Source organism: Burkholderia sp. AU31652, assembly GCF_002223155.1.
Classification (GTDB): domain Bacteria; phylum Pseudomonadota; class Gammaproteobacteria; order Burkholderiales; family Burkholderiaceae; genus Burkholderia.
The window spans coordinates 1,604,690-1,627,185 of record NZ_NKFG01000005.1; the positions used below are offsets into that span (position 1 = coordinate 1,604,690).

At 67.4% G+C, this 22,496-nt stretch carries 20 protein-coding genes; 12 read left to right on the plus strand and 8 right to left on the minus strand.

What is annotated here, in order from left to right; all coding sequences use genetic code 11:
- Nucleotides 1-11: 11 nt before the first annotated feature.
- From CFB40_RS24770 to lhpI, 3 genes are all read right to left on the minus strand, one after another.
- On the minus strand, nucleotides 12-791 hold the full coding sequence (locus CFB40_RS24770; protein WP_089427533.1) for a helix-turn-helix domain-containing protein: 780 nt from the start codon (nucleotides 789-791) through the stop codon (nucleotides 12-14).
- A 16-nt stretch (nucleotides 792-807) separates the two neighbouring features.
- A complete protein-coding gene (locus CFB40_RS24775) occupies nucleotides 808-1,212 on the minus strand; it encodes a response regulator transcription factor (protein ID WP_089427532.1) in 405 nt (134 codons plus the stop codon).
- Nucleotides 1,213-1,380: 168 nt separating this feature from the next.
- A complete protein-coding gene (gene lhpI / locus CFB40_RS24780) occupies nucleotides 1,381-2,316 on the minus strand; it encodes a bifunctional Delta(1)-pyrroline-2-carboxylate/Delta(1)-piperideine-2-carboxylate reductase (RefSeq protein WP_089432657.1) in 936 nt (311 codons plus the stop codon).
- A gap of 262 nt (nucleotides 2,317-2,578) precedes the next feature.
- On the opposite strand from lhpI, the gene CFB40_RS24785 reads away from it, so the two are divergent.
- The 6 genes from CFB40_RS24785 (at nucleotide 2,579) to CFB40_RS24810 (ending at nucleotide 9,922) form a co-directional block, all read left to right on the plus strand.
- A complete protein-coding gene (locus tag CFB40_RS24785; RefSeq protein ID WP_089432658.1) occupies nucleotides 2,579-3,316 on the plus strand; it encodes a FadR/GntR family transcriptional regulator in 738 nt (245 codons plus the stop codon).
- Nucleotides 3,317-3,437: 121 nt separating this feature from the next.
- A complete protein-coding gene (locus CFB40_RS24790; RefSeq protein ID WP_089427529.1) occupies nucleotides 3,438-4,559 on the plus strand; it encodes a branched-chain amino acid ABC transporter substrate-binding protein in 1,122 nt (373 codons plus the stop codon).
- A gap of 65 nt (nucleotides 4,560-4,624) precedes the next feature.
- Nucleotides 4,625-5,632 (plus strand): trans-3-hydroxy-L-proline dehydratase, encoded by a 1,008-nt coding sequence (gene lhpH, locus CFB40_RS24795; RefSeq protein ID WP_089432659.1) that lies wholly within the window; start codon nucleotides 4,625-4,627, stop codon nucleotides 5,630-5,632.
- Nucleotides 5,633-5,807: 175 nt separating this feature from the next.
- Nucleotides 5,808-8,408, plus strand: a complete 2,601-nt coding sequence (locus tag CFB40_RS24800; RefSeq protein WP_089432660.1) for a penicillin-binding protein 1A — start codon at nucleotides 5,808-5,810, stop codon at nucleotides 8,406-8,408.
- Nucleotides 8,409-8,487: 79 nt separating this feature from the next.
- The gene (locus tag CFB40_RS24805; RefSeq protein ID WP_089432661.1) at nucleotides 8,488-9,369 is read left to right on the plus strand and encodes a PilZ domain-containing protein; all 882 of its coding nucleotides are present in this window, start codon (nucleotides 8,488-8,490) and stop codon (nucleotides 9,367-9,369) included.
- Nucleotides 9,370-9,592: 223 nt separating this feature from the next.
- Entirely contained in the window at nucleotides 9,593-9,922 is a 330-nt protein-coding gene (locus CFB40_RS24810; RefSeq protein ID WP_089427525.1) for a DUF4148 domain-containing protein, read from the plus strand.
- 121 nt (nucleotides 9,923-10,043) lie between these two features.
- Here CFB40_RS24810 and CFB40_RS24815 read toward each other — a convergent pair whose 3' ends face one another.
- Genes CFB40_RS24815 through CFB40_RS24825 form a run of 3 tightly spaced genes read right to left on the minus strand, consistent with a single transcriptional unit; the run spans nucleotide 10,044 to nucleotide 12,360 of the window.
- The gene (locus tag CFB40_RS24815) at nucleotides 10,044-10,937 is read right to left on the minus strand and encodes a DMT family transporter (protein ID WP_089432662.1); all 894 of its coding nucleotides are present in this window, start codon (nucleotides 10,935-10,937) and stop codon (nucleotides 10,044-10,046) included.
- An 8-nt stretch (nucleotides 10,938-10,945) separates the two neighbouring features.
- Nucleotides 10,946-11,734 carry a DUF2182 domain-containing protein gene (locus CFB40_RS24820; protein ID WP_089427523.1) on the minus strand — a complete coding sequence of 263 codons (789 nt, stop codon included), beginning with the start codon at nucleotides 11,732-11,734 and terminating at the stop codon, nucleotides 10,946-10,948.
- A gap of 23 nt (nucleotides 11,735-11,757) precedes the next feature.
- A complete protein-coding gene (locus tag CFB40_RS24825) occupies nucleotides 11,758-12,360 on the minus strand; it encodes a DUF1326 domain-containing protein (RefSeq protein WP_089427522.1) in 603 nt (200 codons plus the stop codon).
- Between the two features lie 348 nt (nucleotides 12,361-12,708).
- Here CFB40_RS24825 and CFB40_RS24830 point away from each other — a divergent pair, with 348 nt between their 5' ends.
- Nucleotides 12,709-13,113 carry a lysozyme inhibitor LprI family protein gene (locus CFB40_RS24830; protein WP_089432663.1) on the plus strand — a complete coding sequence of 135 codons (405 nt, stop codon included), beginning with the start codon at nucleotides 12,709-12,711 and terminating at the stop codon, nucleotides 13,111-13,113.
- Between the two features lie 81 nt (nucleotides 13,114-13,194).
- On the opposite strand, the gene CFB40_RS24835 is transcribed toward CFB40_RS24830, so the two are convergent.
- Nucleotides 13,195-13,842 (minus strand): response regulator, encoded by a 648-nt coding sequence (locus tag CFB40_RS24835; protein ID WP_006483707.1) that lies wholly within the window; start codon nucleotides 13,840-13,842, stop codon nucleotides 13,195-13,197.
- The gene (locus tag CFB40_RS24840; protein WP_089432664.1) at nucleotides 13,839-15,947 is read right to left on the minus strand and encodes a PAS domain-containing sensor histidine kinase; all 2,109 of its coding nucleotides are present in this window, start codon (nucleotides 15,945-15,947) and stop codon (nucleotides 13,839-13,841) included. Before CFB40_RS24840 ends, CFB40_RS24835 begins: the two co-directional genes overlap by 4 nt.
- 323 nt (nucleotides 15,948-16,270) lie before the next feature.
- On the opposite strand from CFB40_RS24840, the gene CFB40_RS24845 reads away from it, so the two are divergent.
- The 5 genes from CFB40_RS24845 to CFB40_RS24865 all read left to right on the plus strand — a co-directional run bounded on the left by CFB40_RS24845 (nucleotide 16,271) and on the right by CFB40_RS24865 (nucleotide 22,474).
- The gene (locus CFB40_RS24845; RefSeq protein WP_089427519.1) at nucleotides 16,271-16,741 is read left to right on the plus strand and encodes a universal stress protein; all 471 of its coding nucleotides are present in this window, start codon (nucleotides 16,271-16,273) and stop codon (nucleotides 16,739-16,741) included.
- Nucleotides 16,742-17,106: 365 nt separating this feature from the next.
- On the plus strand, nucleotides 17,107-17,613 hold the full coding sequence (locus CFB40_RS24850; protein ID WP_089427518.1) for a cupin domain-containing protein: 507 nt from the start codon (nucleotides 17,107-17,109) through the stop codon (nucleotides 17,611-17,613).
- 175 nt (nucleotides 17,614-17,788) lie between these two features.
- Nucleotides 17,789-18,814, plus strand: a complete 1,026-nt coding sequence (locus CFB40_RS24855) for a DedA family protein/thiosulfate sulfurtransferase GlpE (RefSeq protein WP_041493311.1) — start codon at nucleotides 17,789-17,791, stop codon at nucleotides 18,812-18,814.
- 368 nt (nucleotides 18,815-19,182) lie between these two features.
- On the plus strand, nucleotides 19,183-19,488 hold the full coding sequence (locus CFB40_RS39205; protein WP_089432665.1) for a helix-turn-helix domain-containing protein: 306 nt from the start codon (nucleotides 19,183-19,185) through the stop codon (nucleotides 19,486-19,488).
- Nucleotides 19,489-19,621: 133 nt separating this feature from the next.
- Entirely contained in the window at nucleotides 19,622-22,474 is a 2,853-nt protein-coding gene (locus CFB40_RS24865) for a type VI secretion system Vgr family protein (protein ID WP_089432666.1), read from the plus strand.
- Nucleotides 22,475-22,496 lie beyond the last annotated feature (22 nt).

A 22,496-nucleotide genomic window follows, 5' to 3' on the forward strand; every position in this document is an offset into this window, starting at 1 on the left:
GTTCCGGGTTGTCAGACCCGGGCGAGCGCTTGCGAGTCGATGATGCGCACGCGCTTGCCGCGCGTTTCGACCAGCGCTTCGCGATGGAACCGCGAGAACATCCGGCTCACGGTTTCGAGCTTCATCCCGAGATAGCAGCCGATTTCCTCGCGCGTCATCCGCAGGTTGAATTCCGTCGCCGAATAGCCGCGCGCCTCGAAGCGCGACGACAGGTTCAGCAGGAAATGCGCGACGCGTTGCTCGGCCGACATCGTGCCGAGCAGCAGCATCTGGCTCGATTCGCGGACGATCTCGCTGCTCAGCATCTGGTAGAGGAAGTGCTGCATCGGCTTGATCTCGCGGCACGCCGCTTCGAGCGCACCGAACGGGATGATGCACACGACGCTGTCCTCGAGCGCGATCGCGTCGCAGCAATGCTGGCCGCCGCCGATGCCGTCCATCCCGAGCGTTTCGCCGGCAATCTGGAAGCCCGTCACGTGTTCGCGGCCGTCGCGATGCATCATCACCGTCTTGAACGAACCCGCGCGCACCGCATAGATGCTCTGGAACGGATCGTCGGTGCGGAACAGCGCGTCGCCCTGGCGCACCTGCCGGGTCGTGCAGATGATCGAGTCGAGGCGGCCGTATTCGGCTGCGGTCAGGTGCGGCGGCAGGCACATCGTGCGCATCGCGCACACCGAGCAGCGTGCGGCGGGATGCTTGGCGGCGTCGGCGCGCGTGACCGCGCGAAGCGGAATCGTCGGCCGAGGCGCGATGGATACGTCGGCGGCGCAGGGGGTGGCTGTGGACATGAGTCACTCCGGCTCGTCAGGGGTGGTGCACGCGAGCGTGCGCCAGGGATTCGATGACCTGGCATGCGGCGTCGAATTCGACGGTCTTGTCGAAGAAGTAGTCGGCTCCGGCCAACGCGCATGCCTCTCTGAATGCCGGTGCCGAGTGATTCGTCAGCACGATGGTGACGATGCGCGGCGCGGCCTTCGACAGCGTCCCGATCAGCTCGAGGCCGCTGCCGTCCGCCAGCCGCAGGTCGACGATCACCACGTCCGCCTGGCTGCTGCGGATATGCGTCCACGCGTCCTGGCCGTCTTCCGCTTCGCCGACGACGGCGACACCGCGGATCGCGCCGACGAGCAGCGCGATCCGCTGCCGGACGGCGACGGCGTGATCGACGAGAAACACCCGGAGCGCGGCGGGTAACGGGCTGGCATTCATGCCGGCAGTATCGTGTTGCGCCGCCGAAAATGAAATCGGCCGAATTGGAAGTTGATGTAGGCCGCTGCGACGCGTTGTAGGGCGATTCCTACAACGCGTACGGGAAATCGCCGGAGCGGCTCCGAGGGGGCGATGCCGCGAGCGCGGCTGAAGGGGGAGGTTGGCGGGTCAGCCGGCCTGGCGCGCAGCCAGCGCATCGCGCGCCGTGCGGCACGCGGCGAGATCCCACGCCGCACAGCCGACGCTCTTGAACAGCAGCGGCCCGTTGCGGTCGAATGCGCCGCCCAGCACGTCGGCGAGCGATGCGACGTGCTGCCAGTCGACCTGCGCGACGATCAGGTCGCCGGCTTCGTGACGCGCGCCGGCCGGATCGTCGACGACCAGCCGGCTGGCGCGCACCGTGTTCGCGTCGATCTCGGCCGCGTCCGCGGTAAACGCGCCGACGCCGACCACGAGCCGGCCTTCGCGCGCGGCTTCGCGATAGACGGGCGTGCGGCTCGTCGTCAGCGTGACGACCACGTCGATCGCATCGGGAATCGCGTCACCGTCGAGCGGCACGAGGCGCGGCGCCTGCGCGCGGTGCGCGGCACAGAATGCCGCTGTGCTGTCGGCGCTTGTGCCGCGCACGTGAAGGCGCGCCTCGGGAAAGATCGCGGCGAGCGCTTCCGCGTGATTGGCCGCCTGCTTCCCGGTGCCGATCAGCAGGATGTCGCGCGGCGCGGCGCCCTGCAGCGCCTGGATGCCGAGCGCGGTGATGGCCGCCGTGCGGCGCCCGGTGACCGTCGGGCCGTCGAGCGCGAAGCGCATCTCGCCGGTGGTCGCGTCGTAGGCGGTGACCTGGCCGAGGATCGTCGGCAGCCCGCGCGCGCCGTTGCCCGGGCACACGTTCACGAGCTTGTGGGTCGCGAGGTCGCGCGCGCTCGACGGCATCGACAGCATCACGCCGCCCGCCTGCAGCGGCACGACCAGGCGTTCGGGGCTGACGATCTCGCCCGCCGCATAGTCGGTGACGGCCTGCCTGAGCGTGGCAAGCAGCGCCGGGTAGTCGAGCAGCGCGGCCGTGTCGGCCGCGTCGAAAACGGGAATCGGGGAAAGAGCGGTCATCGTGTACGTCGCATGCGTCGGTGAGCGTGGACGACGGGCGCATGCCGCGCCCGCCAAGAGCTGCCGGATACCGTGACACAGGGCAGTGTGGATCGAATCTATACCACTTGCTGGCCCACCCGCAACCCAGAAAATAAAGCGCCTCGCCGGTTTTGGTTCTAATATCTGTCCAGAAGGGCCGCCATGGCCTCGATGCCGGCGCGCTCCGGTATAGTGCGAACCCATTCCAGATTCACGCCCGCGAGCGGGCAGGAGCCATACGATGATGTCCGCGCGTCCCGACACACTCGAAGGCGGTTTCAGGCCGCTGCAGATCTACGAGCAGGTGGCCGAGAAGATCCGCGACGAAATCCGCGCGGGGCGCTATGCCGCCGAGTCGCGGCTGCCGTCCGAGCGCGAGCTCGCGGGGCTGTTCCAGGTCGGCCGGCCGGCCGTGCGCGAGGCGCTCGGCGCGCTGCAGAACGAAGGGCTCGTGTTCACGAAGCGCAATTCGGGCACCTACGTCGTCGCGTCGCCGCTCGACGTGCTCGCGCAGCGCGGCGACGGGCACCGGGCGTCCGAGCCCGATTTCAGCCCGACGTCGACGCTCGACGTGCGGCTGATCCTGGAGCCCGCGATCGCGCGCCTCGCGGCTGCGCACGGCCGAGCCGACCCGGGCGCCGAACGCTATCTGGCCCAGATGGAAACCATTACCGACGTCGACGATCCGCATCAGCGCGCGCTGTGGAACGAGAGCGACCGGCTGTTCCACCGGCAACTCGCGCTGATGACCGGCGACGCGCTGATCGTGAAGATCGCGGACGAAGTCGCGAAGACGATGGACCAGCCGCTGTGGAAGCGGCTGAAGGACGACGGCATCTACGATGCGGGCCGGATCCGGCTCTACGTGTCCGAACACCGGCTGATCTACGAGGCGATCGTGTCCGGCGACGCGGATGCGGCGGCGTTCTATGTCGAGCAGCACATCCGCCGCGTGCGGCGCGACATCGCACCGAAGTGACCGCGCCGGGTTCGTTCTGGTCTGAAAAATGACCAGAATCGCAGTTCTTATTTTGAAATTGCTTGCGCGGTGACCACGCGTATCCTACATTGGTTTCACACAAAACCAATCAGGAGACACCATGCGACATCTCGTTACCGCGCTCTCGGTGGCCATCGCCGCCGGCGCGCTGACTTCCGCGCAGGCGCAGGAAGTCGTCACGATCGGCCATTCGGCGCCGCTGACCGGCCCGCAGGCCGCGAACGGCAAGGACAATGAAAACGGCGCGCGCCTGGCCGTCGACGAACTCAACAAGGCCGGCATCAAGGTTGCCGGCAAGACGGTCACCTTCAAACTGGTCTCCGACGACGACCAGGCCGATCCGAAGGCCGGCGTGCAGGTCGCGCAGAACCTCGTCGACAAGGGCGTCGTCGCGGTGCTCGGGCCGTACAACTCGGGCGTCGCGATTCCCGCCTCGCGCGTGTACTCGAGCGCCGGCGTGCCGATGCTGCCGGTCGCGTCGAACCCGGCACTGACGAAGCAGGGTTTCAAGAACATCTTCCGGATCGGCGCGAGCGACGAGCAGCTCGGCGGCACGATGGCGACCTTCGCCGCGAAGACGCTGAATGCGAAGACCGCCGCCGTGATCGACGATCGCACCGCGTACGGGCAGGGCGTGGCCGAGCAGTTCATGAATGTCGCGAAGGCGAACGGCATCAAGATCGTCGACCAGGAATTCACGAGTTCGTCGGCCACCGATTTCCTCGGCATTCTCACCAAGATCAAGGCCAGCAACCCCGACGTGATCTTCCTCGGCGGCTATGCGGCACAGGGCGCGCCGATGGCCAAGCAGATGAAGCAGCGCGGCCTGCGCGCGAAGCTGCTCGGTGGCGACGGCATCTGCTCGGCCGACATGGGCAAGGTCGCGGGCGAGGCGGCGTCGATCGTCTACTGCGCGCAGGGCGGCGTCGCGCTCGAGAAGACGGCGGCCGGGCGCGAATTCCTGAAGAAGTACCACGACACGTATCACACCGATACGCAGGTCTATGGCGTGAACTACTACGACGGGATGAAGCTGCTCGCCGACGCGATGGTCAAGGCCGGCACGACCACCGACAAGGCGAAGCTGATCGCGCAGCTCGCGAAGTCGAACTACACGGGCGTCGCGGGCACCTATTCGTTCGACGCGAACGGCGACCTGAAGGGCGCGCCGACCACCGTTTACGTGATCCGCAACGGCCTGCCGGAACCGTACGCGAAGTAACGGCCCGCCAGCCATCGGACGGCGGCGCGGCCGCCGTTCTTCGTTTCAACGCTTTCGATTCCCCCATGAAAATTTCCCGATCCCTTTCCACCGTCGAAGTCCATACCGGCGGCGAAGCGTTCCGCATCGTCACGAGCGGGCTGCCGCGCGCGCCCGGCGACACGATCGTCCAGCGCCGCGCGTGGCTCAAGGACAACGCCGACGAGATCCGTCGCGCGCTGATGTTCGAACCGCGCGGCCACGCCGACATGTACGGCGGCTACCTGACCGAGCCCGTGTCGCCGAACGCGGATTTCGGCGTGATCTTCGTGCACAACGAAGGCTACAGCGATCATTGCGGGCACGGCGTGATCGCGCTGTCGACCGCGGCGGTCGAGCTCGGCTGGGTGCAGCGCACGGTGCCGGAAACGCGGGTCGGCATCGACGCGCCGTGCGGCTTCATCGAGGCGTTCGTCAAATGGGACGGCGAGCACGCGGGGCCGGTGCGCTTCGTCAACGTGCCGTCGTTCATCTGGCAGCGCGACGTGTCGGTCGAGACGCCGTCGTTCGGCACCGTGACCGGCGACATCGCGTACGGCGGCGCGTTCTATTTCTACGTCGACGGTGCGCCGTTCGACCTGCCGGTGCGCGAAGCGGCGGTGGAGCGGCTGATCCGCTTCGGCGCGGAAGTGAAGGCCGCCGCGAACGCGAAGTACCCGGTCGTGCATCCGGAGATCCCGGAAATCAACCACATCTACGGCACGATCATCGCGAATGCGCCGCGCCACCCGGGCTCGACGCAGGCGAACTGCTGCGTGTTCGCGGATCGCGAGGTCGACCGTTCGCCGACGGGTTCCGGCACCGGTGGCCGGGTCGCGCAGCTCTACCAGCGCGGGCTGCTCGCGGCCGGCGACACACTCGTCAACGAATCGATCGTCGGCACGGTCTTCAAGGGGCGCGTGCTGCGCGAAACGACGGTCGGCGACATCCCGGCCGTGATTCCGGAAGTGGAAGGCAGCGCGCATATCTGCGGGTTCGCTAACTGGATCGTCGACGAGCGCGATCCGCTGACCTACGGTTTTCTCGTGCGCTGAGTCGCCGCGCCGATCGGCCGCGCCCGGCGCGGCCGTCCGTTTGTCGTACCAGGCTTGGCGCGTCGTTCCCGTTGCGGGGCGCGCGCCTTTTTTGCGTGGGGACCGCCCGCGCAGGCGCGCCGGGTAGGTCGCCGCCAGGCCATCGCCGTCCGGCGGCCCGCGCGAGTTTGGTACGATGCACCCTTTTCAGCCGAGCTCCACCCGAGTGAATCGCCGAAACGTGTCGTCAGTGCGTGCCTTCTGTGCCAGATGGGTCGCGCGCGCCCAACCCGTCGCGGCTGCCGCCGTCGCGCGGGTCAAGCCTCTCGCCGCCACCGCGTGGCACCATGTCCGTCACCCGACGCGCCGCGGCGTGTTGCTCGCCGGCGCCGCCGTGCCGGCGCTGTTCGTCGTGTACGTGGTCGTGCTCATCCCGTTCACGCCGGGCATCGGCGACATCCGCAAGGCGCGCGTCGACCAGCCCGCGCAGGTGCTGTCCGCCGACGGCAAGCTGCTGGCCGAATTCAAGCCGTCGAACCGCGAGTGGGTGCCGCTCAAGCAGATCTCGCCGCACATGGTCGATGCGCTGATCGCGACCGAGGATCACCGCTTCTACGAGCACCACGGCCTCGACTGGAAGCGCACGGCGTCGGCCGCGCTCCACACGTTCTCGGGCAGCCGCCAGGGCGGCTCGACGATCACGCAGCAGCTCGCGCGCAACCTGTATCCGGACGAGATCGGCCGTGCGCCGACGCTCACGCGCAAGGTGAAGGAGGCGATCACCGCGCTGAAGATCGAGGCGATCTACAGCAAGGACCAGATCCTCGAGACCTACCTGAACACGGTGCCGTTCCTGTACAACGCGTACGGCGTCGAGATGGCCGCGCGCACCTATTTCGACAAGTCGGCCAACGAGCTCGACGTGCTCGACAGCGCGACGCTGGTCGGGATGCTGAAGGGCAACAGTTACTACAACCCGGTGCTGAACCCGGAGCGCGCGCTGCAGCGGCGCAACACGGTGCTCGGCCAGATGGTGAAGTACGGCAAGCTGTCGCCCGCGCAGTTCGCGCAGCTGCAGCGCCGGCCGTTGCGGATCGACTTCGAGCGCCAGAAGGAGCCGCCGGGGCCGGCGCCGCACTTCGCGCAGCAGCTGCGCAAATGGCTGATCGCGTGGGCCGACCGCAACGACTATAACATCTACTCGGACGGGCTGATCGTGCGCACGACGATCGACGCGCGGCTGCAGCAGATGGCGACGCAGGCGCTCACGCTGCAGGGCAACCAGCTGCAGGGCATCGCGAACAACGCGTGGAGCGGCCGCGACGGCTGCGGCACCGACAACGAGGTGTTCCGCACCTTCATGCGCGAGTCGCCCGAGTACAAGGCCGCGCAGGACGCCGGCAAGGACGACGCGGCCGCGATGAAGCTGCTCGCGGCCGACCGCAGCTTCCTGCGCGCGCTGTGCAAGACGAAGACCGACGTGCAGGCCGGCTTCCTCGCGATCGATCCGCGCGACGGGCAGATCCGTGCGTGGGTCGGCAGCCGCGACTTCACCCGCGAGCCGTTCGACCACGTCGCGCAGGCGCGGCGCCAGCCGGGCTCGACGTTCAAGCCGTTCGTCTATGGCGTCGCGTTCGCGAACGGGATGAAGCCGGACGATACCTTCATCGACCAGCAGGTCGAGATTCCGTTGAAGGGTGGCGAGATCTGGCGCCCGAACGACGACGTGCCGCCCACCGGCAAGCCGATGACGCTGCGCGACGCGGTCGCGCTGTCGCGCAACCGGATCACCGCGCAGGTGATGGAGAAGGTCGGGCCGGCGTCCGTGGCCCGACTCGCACGCGACATGGGCGTGCGCGAAAGCCCGCTCGAACGCGTGCCGTCGCTGGCGCTCGGCACGAGCCCGGTCACGCTGAAGGAGATGGTCGCGTCGTACGCGACGATCGCGAACGGCGGGCTGTATGTCGAGCCGCAGATGGTGACGCGCATCGAGAACCGCCAGGGCGACGTGCTCGCCGAATACGCGCCGGCGCCGCCCGAGCGCGCGCTCGACGCCGAAACCGACAAGACGCTGCTCAGCGTGATGCGCGACGTCGTGACGCGCGGCACGGGCGGCAGCATCCGCACGCGCTTCGGGATCCGTGGCGACGTGGCCGGCAAGACCGGCACGACGCAGGACAACGCGGACGGCTGGTTCATCCTGATGCAACCCGGCCTCGTCGCCGGCGCGTGGGTCGGTTTCGACGACGGCCGCGTGACGCTGCGCAGCGACTACTGGGGGCAGGGCGCGCACAGTGCGCTGCCGATCGTCGGCGATTTCTTCCAGCGCGCGCAGCGCGCCCGGCTCGTCGATACGAAGGCGAAATTCGACACCGAGCCGTCGCCGGGCTGGTTCGCGTCGCTGCGCGAACGCGCGACGGACCTGTTCGACACGTGGTTCCCGCCCGACGCGAAGAAGGCGCCCGCACCGGTCAGGACGCAGCGGGTGGAGCCGGCGCCCGAGGCGGATACCGACGAGGCGTCGGCCGCCTCGGCTGCCTCGGCGCCCGAAGCGGCATCCGGGGGCATCGTCGAGGAATGGGTGCCGGCGTCCGAAGTGGCCGCGTCGGCCGCCGCGCTGTCGGCGGGCGCCTCGCAACCGCCGCCCGCGCAGCCGCCGGCGGGGGCGAGCGCGGCGGGCGGAGGCAGCGCGGGCCTCGGCGCCGCACCGACGGCCGCCCCTTCGACCGCACCGTCCCAGGCGCCGGTACCGGCCGCGCCCGACGCGACCGGCGCATCGCAGTCGCAGTCGCAGTAACGGAGCCGTTCAGAACTCGCGCGATGCTGCCGTAATCATGTTGTCATGACAGCTCGCGCGGTCGCTCCGCGCCTCCCCGATGAGGCTATCTACCGACTACGTCGCGCTCGCGCGCGACGATCTCGCCGCCGGCGTCCCGCTCGGCTTCGATCTCTACGATGCCGACGGCGCCGCGCTGCTGCCGGCCGGCACGACGCTGCGCGATGCCGCGCAGCATGCCTTCCTGTTCGACCATTTCCGGCCGGTACGACGGCGCGACGACGCCGAAGCCGCGGCCGAGCCGCGCGTGCCTGACGCGGTGCCTCACGCGCCGCGGATGGGGTTGTCGGCCGGCGCTTCGATCGGCATCCGCCGCCGGGTCGGCACGACCCGCGGGCTGCAGCGCTGCCGGTTGATCGGCAGCGCCGCGTCGGGCGCGCTGTTCGTCGAGCCGCAGCCGTCGGCCGCGCTCGACTTCGCGCATGGCGACGATATCGAGGCCGTGGCGATCGGTCGTGCCGCGGTGTCGCGTTTCGGCGCGACGGTCGAGTCGGTGCAGGCGGCGGGCGCCGCGCGGTTCCTGGTGCTGTCGCCGCCCGGCTTCGTCGACCGGCTGCGCACGCGCGCGGAGCCGCGCGTGCCGGTGCGGATCGCCGCCTGTTGCACGGGTGGGTCGGAGGGGGCGGAAGGCATCGGGATGGTGCACGACATCAGCTTGAGCGGCCTGTCGATTGCCGTCGACCGGCCGATCGCCGCCATCGGCGAACCCTTGCGCGTGCAGCTTCCGTACGCGGCGGGCGACCGGGTCGAGCTGCTGGCGCTCGACGGCACGGTGCGGGCCGTCCATGCCGACCCGGCCGCGCCCGCGCTGACGCTGCATCACGCGGCGTTCGGCGAGACCGGCGCCGACGACCTGATCCGCCTCAAGGCGCTGCTGTTCGACGGGTTGATGGCGTCGTCGGATACCGACCGGCGGCGCTGATGCAGGGCTGGACGCACGGGGCGCCGTGCCACGGTATTCAGTGCGTGAATGCCGATAATCATCTGACGATTCCGCGTATTCCGTTGCGATTGTATGGTTTCCGTCAACAGTGAATTCGCGATTTAAGTATTTACCCTGATAGCGTGGCCTCCTAGACTTCTACTCATGCGCAACGACCCCGAGTCCGAAGCGCCTGACAAAACAAATCTGGAGGTAACGCATCATGAAATCGCTGATCAAGGCAGTTGCACTGGCCGCCCTGGTGGCCGCACCGGTCGTCTCCTTCGCCCAATCGAACCAGCAGCCGCTGACGCGCGCGCAAGTGCGCGCCGAGCTGGTCCAGCTCGAAAAGGCCGGCTACAACCCGAACGACTGGATGAACTACCCGGAAAACATCCAGGCCGCACAGGCAAAGATCGCCGCCGCGCAGAACCCCGGCGCGCAAGCTGATGCTACGGGCTACGGTTCGAACCCCGCCGCTGCGTCGCAATCGGGCCAGCGCGTGGTCGTGCCGGCCGCAACCGACCGTTCGTCGGTGTTCTTCGGCCACTAAGCCAGGCAGCGCCCGCAGGGGCGCCCGGTGTGCCGTTTCATCCGAAACCCGTGCACGGTATCCGTGTGCGGGTTTTGCATTTTGGCCGCTTGAATGGGTGGGGTGCCGCGCCTGACGAACATCACCGCGTGCTGCCCGCCCGCCGCGCCCGCGTCGCGAGCACGGTCGCGACGCCGCCGAGGATCGCGGCCGATGCGAGCGCGAGCCGCCAGGTCGGCTGTTCGGACAGGAGCAGCACGGCACCGCACGCGGCGATGGGCGGGACGGACAACTGAACCGCCGCGGCGCGCATCGCCGTGAGATGCCGTAGCGCGGCATACCAGACCACGTAGCCGAGGCCCGACGTCAGCGCACCGGAAAGCGCGGCGAGCGCGAGGCCGGCCGGCGTGACGTGCAGGCGGGCGGCGAGCGCGACGCTCAGCGCGAGTGCCAGCGGCGCGGCGCGCAGGAAGTTGCCGGCAGTGGCCGCGACCGGATCGACGGGCCGACGGCCACGGATCGAATAGACACCCCATGCGATGCCGGCTGCCGTCATCAGCGCGGCGCCGCGCGGCGTCGGCGCGGCGAGCCCGGGCGACACGAGATAGACCAGCCCGCCGAGCGCCGCGCCGAACCCGGCCCAGCCGGTCGCGGCAAACCGCTCGCCGGCATGCCATCCCGCCGCGAACATCGTCAGTTGCACCGCGCCGAACAGGATCAGCGCGCCGGTGGCCGCGCTGACGGTCAGATACGCAAACGAGAAGCACGTGACGTACGCGAACAGCATCGCCGCGGCCGGCCAGTCGGCGGGCGGTGCAGGCCGTCGTGCCCCCGCACGCGCGACGATCGCGAGCATCAGCGCGCCCGATACGAGGCGCAGGCTGCCGAAGCTGGCCGCGTCGATCCGCCCGGCCTGCAGCGCGAGCCGGCACAGCAGCGAATTCGACGCGAACGCGAGCATCGCGATCGACGTCAGCGCGACGACGCGCACGCCCGGCCGGACATGCGGCACGACGGCGGAGGCGGGCGGTCGCATCGTGGGCCTCACGCGTGGCCGGCGACGATCAGCACGGCCGCGCCGAACAACGCGGCGCCGAGCGGCGCGGTGAGCGCCTGCCCCCACGACGCGTTCTTCTCGACGGCCATCAACGCGGCGAGCGCCAGCATCCAGCCGAGACTGCCGGCGCCGACGACGAACATCAGCAGCATCAGCGCCCAGCAGCAGCCGACGCAGAAGAGCCCGTGGCTGACGCCCAATGCAAATGCGTGACGCATCGGCGTGCGGCCGCGCCAGCGGCTGATCACGAAACTGAACGGCGTGCGGCACCGGTCGAGGCAGTGCGTCTTCAGTCCGCTGAACTGGAACGCGCCGGCGAGCGCGAAGACGGCCGCGCCGATCAGCCAGCCGCGCCACGCGAGCGCCGGCACCCGCGCGACACCGGCCAGCAGCAGCCCGTGCAGCCCATGCGCGACGAGGCCGAAGCCGCTCCACGTGGCGACGTAGCCGATGCCGACGAGCGCCAGCAGGCGCGTCTGGTCGGGTCGGCTCGCGACGACGCGGGCGAACGCGTCGAACAGCGACAGCGTCGTCGGCAGCATCATCGCGAGGATCATCAGCGTCCAGCCGGCCGCGGTGAACGCGGCCGGCAGCCACAGCGCGCCACCGGGCAGCGCGCGGCAAAGCGTGCTGAACGGTTCGGCCAACACGCCGTCGCCGTGGTCGAGGTACCGCCCGTAAGGACTGCGCGTCCACGCCCACAGGGTGAGCCAGGCGAACGCGACGAGACTCGCGAGCACGAGCGGAAACAGGCGCCGGTGCAGCGACGCGGCCATGACCGTTGGCGTGCGATCACGCGTCACGCGTCGAACCGGAACGTGCTCTGCAGCGCGTTGTGATTCTTCAGGTCGACGTCGATGCCGATCGCCGCATTCTTCGACCGGTAGACGGGCGCCTTGCCGACGAACACCGGCGCGCCGGGCACCGTCGAGAACACGGTGTCGGTCAGCGTCGTCTGCGCGCCGCTCGGGCCGAGGTAGGGCTCGAGTTCCGCGTGGTAATCGGTGCCGATCGACAGCGTGCCGCGAGCTCCCTCGACATTGAACGTGATGGGCGCGCGTTCGATCGACACGACCGTGCCGATCAGTTTCGCGAGTTCGGCGATCGGGCCGCCGGCCTGGCCCGTGTAGACCTTGAGGAGCGCCTGCTCCTGCGCTTCGGACGCCGTGTCGCTGACGTAGATCGCAGCCGTCCAGTTGCCTTCCAGGATGTTGCCGGGCACGCGGCATACGGCGGCGATCGTGTTGCCGCCCACGTCGACGCCGTCGACGGTGCCCTTGTCGACATGCCACGCGACGATCGTGTCGCAGACGCCGAAATCGGGGTCCTCGCCGATCCAGCACGGGCAGAGTACGCGACAGTTGCAGACCTCGAGCAGACGGCCTTCAAGGTGATAACTCATGATTCCCTCCAGGGGGCGACGGCGAAGGCACGTTGGGCTGGGGGGAGGAGGCTGGCAGACGAATCGTCACCCCGCTCGGCGATGCGAACGCGAAATGCGCTGAGGAATGCGCGGAAGCGGAGACGGGATGGATGCGATAGCGCGGGCCTGAAGCGGCGTATCGATTTTCAAGTGTAGGTGCGCAGGGGCGATATGCAAGCCGTCGCAGGCCGCGACACCGGCTGACAAGCCGGCGCGCGTACGCTAGCATCGCGATCGGTGTCGCCACGAGAGACGGCGGCCGATGCGCGTCAGCGCGTCAAGCCCGGCACCGGCTTCCACGACTTCAACGAACAACAAGGAGCATCCATGCGTGTCTTGACCGGTCTGCTGTGCTCGCTCGCCCTGGCGGCGAACCTCGCCCACGCGCAGGCGAATTGTGCCGACGCGACGGATCAGGCGGCGATGACGGCGTGCGCCGATCGCGCGTACAAGAAAACCGACGGGGAGCTGAACCGGACGTACCAGGCCGTCACCGCACGCCTGCGCGACGCGCGGCCGCTTGCCGACAAACTCGTGAATGCGCAGCGTGCGTGGATCGCGTACCGCGATGCCGAATGCAACTTCTCCAGCGCGAACGCCGAGGGCGGCAGCGTGTATCCGATGGTCGTGTCGACCTGCCTCGACGATCTGACGAAATTGCGCACCGAAACGCTGAAGGGCTATCTGTCGTGCGAGGAAGGCGATCTCGCGTGCCCCGTGCCGGCGAAGTGAGCGGGTAAGCAGGGCGCGCCGCCCGGCCGGCGGCACCTGCCATCCCGCCGCTGCCGGACGTCGTCCGTTACACGTCGTCCGTTACACGTCGTCCGTTTCGTCGAGCAGCTTGTGCCGCATCGCGTACCGCACCAGCGCCGCTTCGTGCGGCATCTGCATCTTTTCCAGGATCCGCGTCTTGTACGTGCTGACCGTCTTCGCGCTCACGCACAGCGCGTTGGCGATCTCGGTCAGCGTCTGGCCGGCGGCGATCCGCCGGAACACGTCGAATTCGCGGTCGGACAGCCGCTGGTGCGGCAGCGTCTCGGCCGGCTCGTTCAGGCTCTGCGCGAACTGCTCGGCCATCGCGAGGCTCACGTAGACGCCGCCTGACGCCACCTTCGTGACCGCACCGACCAGCTCGGCGCTCGCGCTTTCCTTCGTCAGGTACCCGGACGCGCCGGCGCGGAACGCGCGCACCGCGTATTGCTGCTCCGCATGCATGGTCAGCACGAGGACGCGCAGCGCGGGCTTCTCGTCCTTGATCTGCTTGATCAGCTCGACGCCGTTGCGGCCCGGCATCGACAGGTCGAGCACGAGCACCTGCGCGGGCGTGGCGCGCACCAGCGCGATCGTCGACGGGCCGTCGCAGGCTTCGCCGGCCACCTCGAATCCGGTGGCGTTCTGGAGGATGTGCCGCAGACCGTCGCGTACGAGCGTATGGTCGTCGGCGATGAGCACCTTGATCATGTGATGAGCGTTTCCTGTTGGACGGTACTGAGCGGGAGCGCGACGGTGATCGAGAAACCGCGCGCGAGCGCGGTGTCGATCGTCACGCTGCCGCCCAGCATGTGGGCGCGTTCGCGAATGCCGATCAGGCCGAACGATTTGTCTTCATGGGCCGGGCCGCCGGGCGCCGAGCCGCGGCCGTTGTCCGCGACACGCAACACGCAGAAGCCTTCCTCGACGTCGAGCCGCAGCGCGACGCGCGTCGCATCCGCGTGGCGCGCGACGTTCGTCAGCGCTTCCTGGACGATCCGGAACAACGTGGTCGCGCCCGCGCTGGTGAACGTGAGCCCGCCGGTTTCGATGTGCCGTTCGACATCGATTCCGTAGCGGTTCGTGAAATCGTTCGCGAGCCATTCGATCGCCGGCACGAGGCCGAGATCGTCGAGCATCACGGGCCGCAGGTCGGCCGCGATGCGCCGCACCGACGCGACCGTCGCGTCGATCAGCCGCCGCATGCCCTGCAGGTGCGTCTGCACGTCTTCGTCGGGGTGTGTGCGACCCGGCACGCGCAGCTGCTGTTCGACCACCGACAGATCCATCTTCAGCGCGGTGAGCTGCTGGCCGAGGTCGTCGTGCAGTTCGCGCGCGATGCGGGTCTTTTCCTCCTCGCGCACGTTCTGCAGGTTCGCGGACAGTTCGCGCAATTCCTCGCGCGACTGCTTCAGCGCGTTCTCGGCGCGCTGCCGCTCGGTGATGTCGCGCAGCATCACCGTATAGAGCTTGCCGGACGCGTCGCGGATCTGCGAGATCGACGCCTCGATCGGGAATTCCTCGCCGTTGGCGCGCAGCCCGAACAGCACCCGCTGGCGGCCCATCTGCCGCTCGGACACGCCCGTCACGCCGAACTGGTCGACGTGCTTGGCGTGCGCGGCGCGGAACCGCTCGGGGATGAAGCGCGACAGCGGCGCACCGATTGCCTCCATCGCGGATACGCCGAACACCTGCTCGGCCATCGGATTGAAGATCACGACCGTCTGCTTTTCGTCGATCGTGATGATCGCTTCCATCGACGAACGGATGATGCCCATCATCCGCGCCTCGTTGAGGATGCCGCGGCTGCTCGCGCCCGAATCGACGGCGATGCGGCCGCGCAGCAGCGCATGGATCAGCACCGCGAATGCGATCGACGCGATCAGCCCCGCGGCGAGCACGGTGCCGGCCGCGCGTTGCGCGCCGGTGGCGCTCGGGCGGCCGTCCGCGGAATACGCGAGCGTCAGCACGGTGCCGCCGAAATTCAGCTCGTCGGTGCGCCGCATCAGGTCGGGCGATGCCGACGCCTCGTCGGTCGTCGTTTCGACGCTGACGATCGCGCGCCGATCGCCGCCGGCGGTGATCCACACGTCGATCCCGCGTTCCGCGTCGAGCGCCCGCTCGACCAGGCGCCGCGGGCTCAACGCCGCGAACAGCACGCCGTCGGCGCCGGTTTCGCGCAGGCCGGGCGGTGCGGCGGCCGCACGCTGCGACGCGGCAACCGGCAGGAACAGCGTGAAGGTGCGGGCGTCGCGCGACGTGTCGTCGTCGGCCGGGTGGACGCCGAGCGCGACGTCGCCGGTCTGCAGCGCGCGCGTGAGCGGCGCCGCATCGGACGCGCCGAAGCGCACGACCGGTGAATTCGACGCCGGTGCGCTGAGCGCGGCGGTCGCGAGCGTGCCGGCCGGCATCGGCTTCGCGCCGGCGAGGGCGGTGCGCGTCGCGGGCGGCAGCGGCGCATAGCCGATCTGGCGCACCGGCGAGCGGCCGCTGTCGAGGTCGATCATCTCCGCATACCGGCGCCATTGTTCGGGCGTCATGCCCGGGACGAGGCTGAACGCGCCGCGCGCGCCTTCGAGCACGGCCGCGCCGGATTGCAGCTCGTGGCGGAGCATGGCCGTCACATGCGTCGTGCGGCGTTCGAAACGCGTATGGACAGCGCCTTGCCACTGCTCGCGCACGAGCAGCGCGACGCCGAGCGACAGCACGGCGCCGGCGCACAGTGCAACGACACCAGCCGCGAGCGGCTGGCGTAACATGATCTGGAGGCGCGTGGGCCCTCGGGCGTCACGCGTCGGGGTTCCACTTGCGGTCATTCGATTGGCATTCTGTTGTCAGGGGCCGCGCCCTGGCACCGGGAGCGGCACAGCAAAACCGGGCAAAACTCGCGCCGGCTGCACGCAACGTCTATTTTCAAGATGAAATTGTGCGCGATTTACACGTTTTATGTAATGGGGGCACTAGAAATTGCGGCAACCGGCGTGAAGCAGCGGGCGCGCCGGCCGCGCTTGACGCGCATCAACGGGCGCGTCGGCACGTGGGGCAGACTGTTCGGCAGACCACCCGGCACCGGGCCGGGTGGCGATAACGGGCCGCCGTCGCGCGACGCGCGATGCGTGCCCGGTCGGAGGGACGGACCATGTACAAGCGGATTTTCGTCGGGCTCGACGGCAGCCCGAGCGCGCGTCTCGCGCTGAACGAGGCGATCCGGATCGCGGCGGCGTCCGGCGGCGAAGTGACTTGCGCGTATGTCGTCGAGCACCGGCCGCAGCTCGTCGACGTCGATGCGGGCTTCGCTGCCGCGCGCGACGGCGATGCGGCCGCGACCGATGCCGTGACGCCGGTGCTCGACGATGCGAAGGCAGTGCTCGCGCAGCAGCATGTATCGGGCACCGTGCGCGCGCTCGACGCGTACGGCGAGGATGTCGCCACCGTGCTGATGCGCACGGCGGCCGAAGCCGATGCCGACCTGATCGTGATGGGCACGAGCGGGCGGCATGGCCTGCGCCGGCTGCTGCTCGGCAGCGTCGCCGAATCGCTGCTGCGCGCGGCCGACCGGCCCGTGCTGCTGGTGCGGCACAGCGAGCCCGGCACCTCGGCGGCTGCGTGACGCACGCGGCGATGCACCGACGTTGACGCACGGGCGGTCGCGGGTGGCGGCCGTCTCGCGCATTCGTCGGATGACGGCGTGATGAAACGGAAACGCCCGCCGCACGGCGTGTGAGCGCGGCTGTCGCTGCTCATCGGGCGCGCGAGGGCGGCACACCCGATGTCCCCCACGCGCGCAATCGCGTGCCGGCGGTTGCATCCCGACATGCAGTTCTGGCAGCATCGACCGGTGTCCGCTTGTTCGCCGTGCGCATGGCCGCGGCGATCGACGCAGCAGCATCCGGCGCTATGCGACCGCGTTCGCGATGAGCGAGGCGAGGCCGTACGCCGGGTGCCCGGTTCCTTACTTCACCGACGTCATCCGCCATGCCGATCTCCGCTACCGACCTGATTCGCCAGTTCGACCTGCAGCCGCATCCCGAAGGCGGCTATTTCCGCGAAACCTACCGTGCGGCCGATTCGGTCGTGCGTCCGGCCGACGGCGCGCCACGCGCCGCGTCGACTGCGATCTACTACCTGTTGTGCGACGGCGCGTATTCGTCGTGGCACCGGATCCGCTCCGACGAAGTCTGGCATTTCTACGCCGGCGACCCGATCGAAGTATGGGTGCTCGACGCGCGCGACGGGCTGACGATCCACCGCCTCGGCAACCCGCTCACGCATCCGGGCACCGTGTTCCAGGCGGTCGTGCGGGCAGGGAGCTGGTTCGGCGCGCGCTGCGCGTTGCCGGAGCATGTCGCGCTCGTCGGCTGCACGGTGGCGCCGGGCTTCGAGTTCGCGGAATTCGAACTGGCCGACGCGGCCGCGCTGGCTGCCGCGTTTCCCGACTACGCGGAACACGTCGGGCAGCTTGCCCAGCGCACGGACATGTGACTGTCACGGAAGGGCGCGAAGCCCGTGCCGATGGTGCGTGTTCCGCGCGGTCGCGGCCAAACCCGTTTAGAATGCCGTGATGCATCGGGTCGGCCGCGGGCGTGCCGCGGCGGCCGTTGCCCAGCGGTGCCGACGGCCCTCGTCGCACGGCTGCATGCCTTCCAGGAGCGCCGCCGTGTGGCACTTTCCCATCGCTATTCCATCGTCGCTCGGCCCGTGGGCCGTGTTCGCGAGCGTGTTGATCACGCAGCTCGGCGTGCCGGTGCCGGCCGTGCCGATGCTGATTCTCGGCGGCACGATGGCGGCAATGGGGCAGGCGTCCTGGGTCAGCATGTTCGCGGCGGCGATCGGCGCGACGATGCTGGCCGATTCGCTGTGGTTCTTCATGGGCCGCACCCGCGGCCGGCGCCTGCTGAACGGCCTCGTGCGCTTCTCGCTGTCGCTCGACACGACGCTGCGTTTCGCACGTAACGTATTCGAAAGATACGGCGCGCCGCTGCTGGTGCTGTCCAAATTCCTGCCGGGCCTCGGCCTCGTGTCGGCACCGCTGCTCGGCACGACCGCGATCGGCGTCGGCGTGTTCCTGTTCTGGGACCTGGCCGGCGCATCGCTGTGGGCCGCGTTCTGGCTGGTCGGCGGCGCGGCCATTCACGACCAGATCGTCCAGTTCGTGCTGTGGGTGCGCGCGAGCGGCGGCACGATCCTCGATGCATTCCTCGCGATCTTCATCACGTTCCTGCTGTACCGCTGGGTGCGTCGCGTGCAGTTCCGCCGCTATCTCGCGCAGGTGCGCATCTCGCCGCCGCAGCTCGTCGAAATGATGACGTCGGACGAGCCGCCGCTGATCTTCGACGCGCGGCCGAAAGCGATCCGCGAGCGCGAACCGTACCGGATCGCCGGCGCGGTGCCGGTCGATCTCGATTCGCCGGACCTGCTCGATCCGGAAATGCTGAAGCGCCCGATCGTCGTGTATTGCGTATGCCCGAACGAGGCCACCGCGAAGCGCCTGATCGCGAAGATGCAGCGCAAAAAGATGATCCACAACATCCGTGCGCTGAAGGGCGGCCTCGATGCATGGGAGAAGCACGGCTATCCGGTCGAGCCGATGCCGGCCGATCTCGATGCGTCGCGGTATTTCGTGCGGCCGGATCACGGTGCGATCGAAGGCGAATATACGGTGCGCGCGACGCTGTCGAAGTGATGCCGGCGGGCGTTCCTGACAGAAAGTGTCCAAAAAGTGCACCAAATTTTTGTCGGTAGCATGGACCGCGCTGGATCGTTGGTGCAGATATCGGCAGGACAATGGAGCAGGCTGGAAAAAGAAACTGCATGCCTCGCGTCGCCTTTCCGTACAACACTCTTAGGTTTAGATTGCGCGCGAACTGCTTTCAGCCGTTCGCGTGCTTTCCTTGCAACCTCATCAGGCGGGATGCTTGGCAGGGCGCTCCTCAATTGATCCCAAGTGACAGGCGGGGCCGTCAATCAATGGCCGCATGTAGCGCATGCGTCGCATCGAAACAGGTCGCCGTGTGACTTTCTGGCGGCAAAAACAACTCCTTCACCCGCCGCATGATTTCCCGCTGCTGGTCGGACAGCAACGCTGAACGCTGTTCCCTGCTTGCGTCTCGTGTGGGGGAAGCAATTGCGGAAATTCGCCGCGCACGCGACCCGACGCAAGCCAAGCTTGCGGAAATGATCAATCTTGAGCAGGAAGCGATTAGTCGATGGGAGCACGGGATGTGCGCCCCGACGCTCTACCGACTCCAACAACCCAGTGATGCGCTGGATTGTTCGGTAGATCAGCTTTTGCAGCGTGGGTCGAAGCATCTATGCTTTCCGGTCGTGCGCCCTGTCTTGATATCTCGGTCGCGTTAATTTTCGCCAAACCGGTAAATATTCCTCAGACTTTAGCTACAATGACGCGAGAGCGACCTTACGTCGCCTCTGGCTGACCGTCTTTGTGTCGTTTCTCTGACGGTAGCTCGAACCTGAGAGAAGGACGACAAAGATGGCACTCAGACCACCCGCATCCGGGGACCTGAAGAATCGCGACCTGTACGAGGCCGTTCATCGCGGCTTGTTACAGCACGACCGGCTGTTGACGCTGGATACCCCACTCGGCAAGAACGCGTTGACCCCGTTGCGGGCGCGCGGATCGTCCGGGATCGGTGGTGACTACCACTGGACAATCGACGTTGCATCGCTGCGCAGTGACACCGATTTGCTGTCGCTGATGCATCAGCCTGTCACGCTGTGGATTCAGCAGCGAACAGCGCCTTATGTGGATTCGGTCTATCGGCCCGTGCACGGCTTCGTGCATCAGGTTGGATACTTGGGGGGCGACGGTAGCGTATCAACGTACCAGATTGAATTCTCGTCCGCGCTGATTTTCCTGAGCAAGACTCACAACGACGAGGGTTGGCTTGAAAAGGACGCGCGCGAAATCATTTCCGACGTTCTCAATCGCTATCCGCAGTTCCAAGGGCGGTTCCGGTTCGACCTGACGCGTGAGCCTGCTGTGCGCTCATGGTGTCGTCAAAGCGAATCCGACCTGCATTTCGTACACCGCCTTCTCGAAGATGAAGGCTGGTACTTCTATTGGGTGCACGAACCGACGAAAGAGGGTGAGCCGCCGAAAACGACGCTCGTCATTCTTGATCGCGTGTCGTCGCTGCCGGACGCAAAACCAGCCGAATACTATCGCGGTAACGCTGATCACGAAGCAGATGGATTGACACAATGGGCGGTCGTGCAGGCGATACAGAGTCTGCGCTACATGTCGCGCGCGTTCGACTACAAACGACCGACTTCGCATTTTCAGACAGACAGCGCCTTGCAATCCACGGTCTACGAGGCGGGCAATGGCCGGCAGTCGGAATCGCGCAGCATTCCTGCTGCGCCCATGACCGTCTACGAGCCGACCGCATATGGATACCCAAATTCGGACAGCGGTGCGGCGCGCGCACGTCGCCGTGTAGAGGAATGGGATGCGCGCGCTCGGCGTTACTTCGGTGTCGGTGGTCTGCGATGGCTTGATGCCGGGTTGCGATTCACCCTGAATAATCATCCCCGCCATCCTGACAGCGACCCGAAGAAACGGGAATTTCTCGCCATCGAGACGCGGTGGTACATCGCAAACAACGTGTCGATTGGTCAACATGTGACCGAATATCCGCGCAGCCTGCGCGCCACGTTGGCCGAACAGCAGGCAGCACACGGAATGCGTTTCAAAACACCGGAGCACCCGCAAGATGGAACGGCGGGATTTTTCGTCATTGAGGTTGAGGCGCAAGAGGCGAGTGTTGAATATCGCAGCCCGCTCGCGCACCCGAAGCCGAACATGTCGATCGAACACGCCATCGTCGTGACGCAGCAAGGATCGGAAGCGTGGACGAACGAGCGGAACCAGGTGCGCGTTCATTTCGCATGGGACCGCAAGAACCCTGATGGCACGTTCGCTTCGTCGCCGCTGCTGTCGACCATGCAGGCCGATACCGGCAACGGCTATGGATCGGTACACGTGCCACGCGCCGGTGAATGGGTTTTGGTCGCCTATTGGGCAAACGATTGCGACAAACCGTTCATTTTGGGGCGCGTCAACGGTGGCACGACGCCTTCCCCATGGCATTCGAATGTGCTGCTGTCGGGTTTTCAGTCGCAAGGGTTCGGGGGTACGGGGGCGTTCAACGCGTTCGTCCACGATGACGCAACGAACCAAGGTGGTACGCGGCTCGTCAGCTACACGGGCAGCAGCTACGCATCGATCGCGCAGGGATATTTGATTCAGCAGAGCGGCAACACGCGCGGGCGCTATCTCGGGTCGGGGTTGCTGCTGCACGCTGACCATTACGCGTCGATGCGCGGCGGCCGTGGCGTATCGATTAGCGCGCACGCTGTTTCGCGCGACAGCGATCAGCTAGACGTTGACGAGGCGCGAGAACAGCTTACGCGCTCGAAAAACTTGCTCAGCAGCATTTCGGATGCGAGCGAACAGCATCAAGCGGAGAGCCTGAAACCCGGCGTTGATGCGCTGACGGCGTTCACCGACGCAACGAAGCAGTCGGCCACGGGCGAGTCGTCCGGCGGCCATACGGCGGGCGGTGGAACAGGTAACGCCAACGCATTCGCTGAGCCGCTGTTGTTGTTCGGCAGTCCGGCCGGGATTGGCCTGTCCACACATCAGTCCTTACACGCAAGTGCAGACCAACAGGCGAACTGGATTAGCGGTCAGGATTCGTATCTCGCGGCAGGCGGTTCGATGCACGCGGCCGCGATTGATCACCTGAGCCTGTTTGCGCGTAATCAAGGCATCAAAGCCGTAGCGGGCAAGGGCAAGGTCGAAATACAGGCGCAGAACAGCGATCTTGAAATGATCGCGCAGCAGCTTGTGAAATTGTTGTCGGTGGCCGGACGGATGGAAATTGCGGCCGATCAGGAATTAGTGCTGTACTGCGGTGGAGCGACGATTCGCGTCAAGGGCGGCAACGTCTCGATACACGCACCGGGTAGCGTTGACTTCAAGGGTGCGTCGTTTAGCTTTTCGGGGCCGGTCAACGAATCGTACACGATGCCGCAGTTCAAGCCGTCGTATCAGGCGCAATACGTCCTGAAAAACGAGAAAGACGGTACGCCGATGGTCCGACACGCCTACGAACTGAAACTGCCATCGGGACGAACTGCGGTCGGGCACACAAACGATCTTGGAGAAACAGTGCCGGTTTTCACGCCGAGTGCGCAGAGCGTGAGTCTCAAAGCGTTCGAACAGGAAAAGCAGGATGTCGAGCCGTGGAAGTATGCAGGTGGTGGGGAACCCGACATTTGGGCCGATTACCTGAAGGTTGACCCTGACGAGCGCGCGTGAGCGCCGACGACACTAGGAGAAC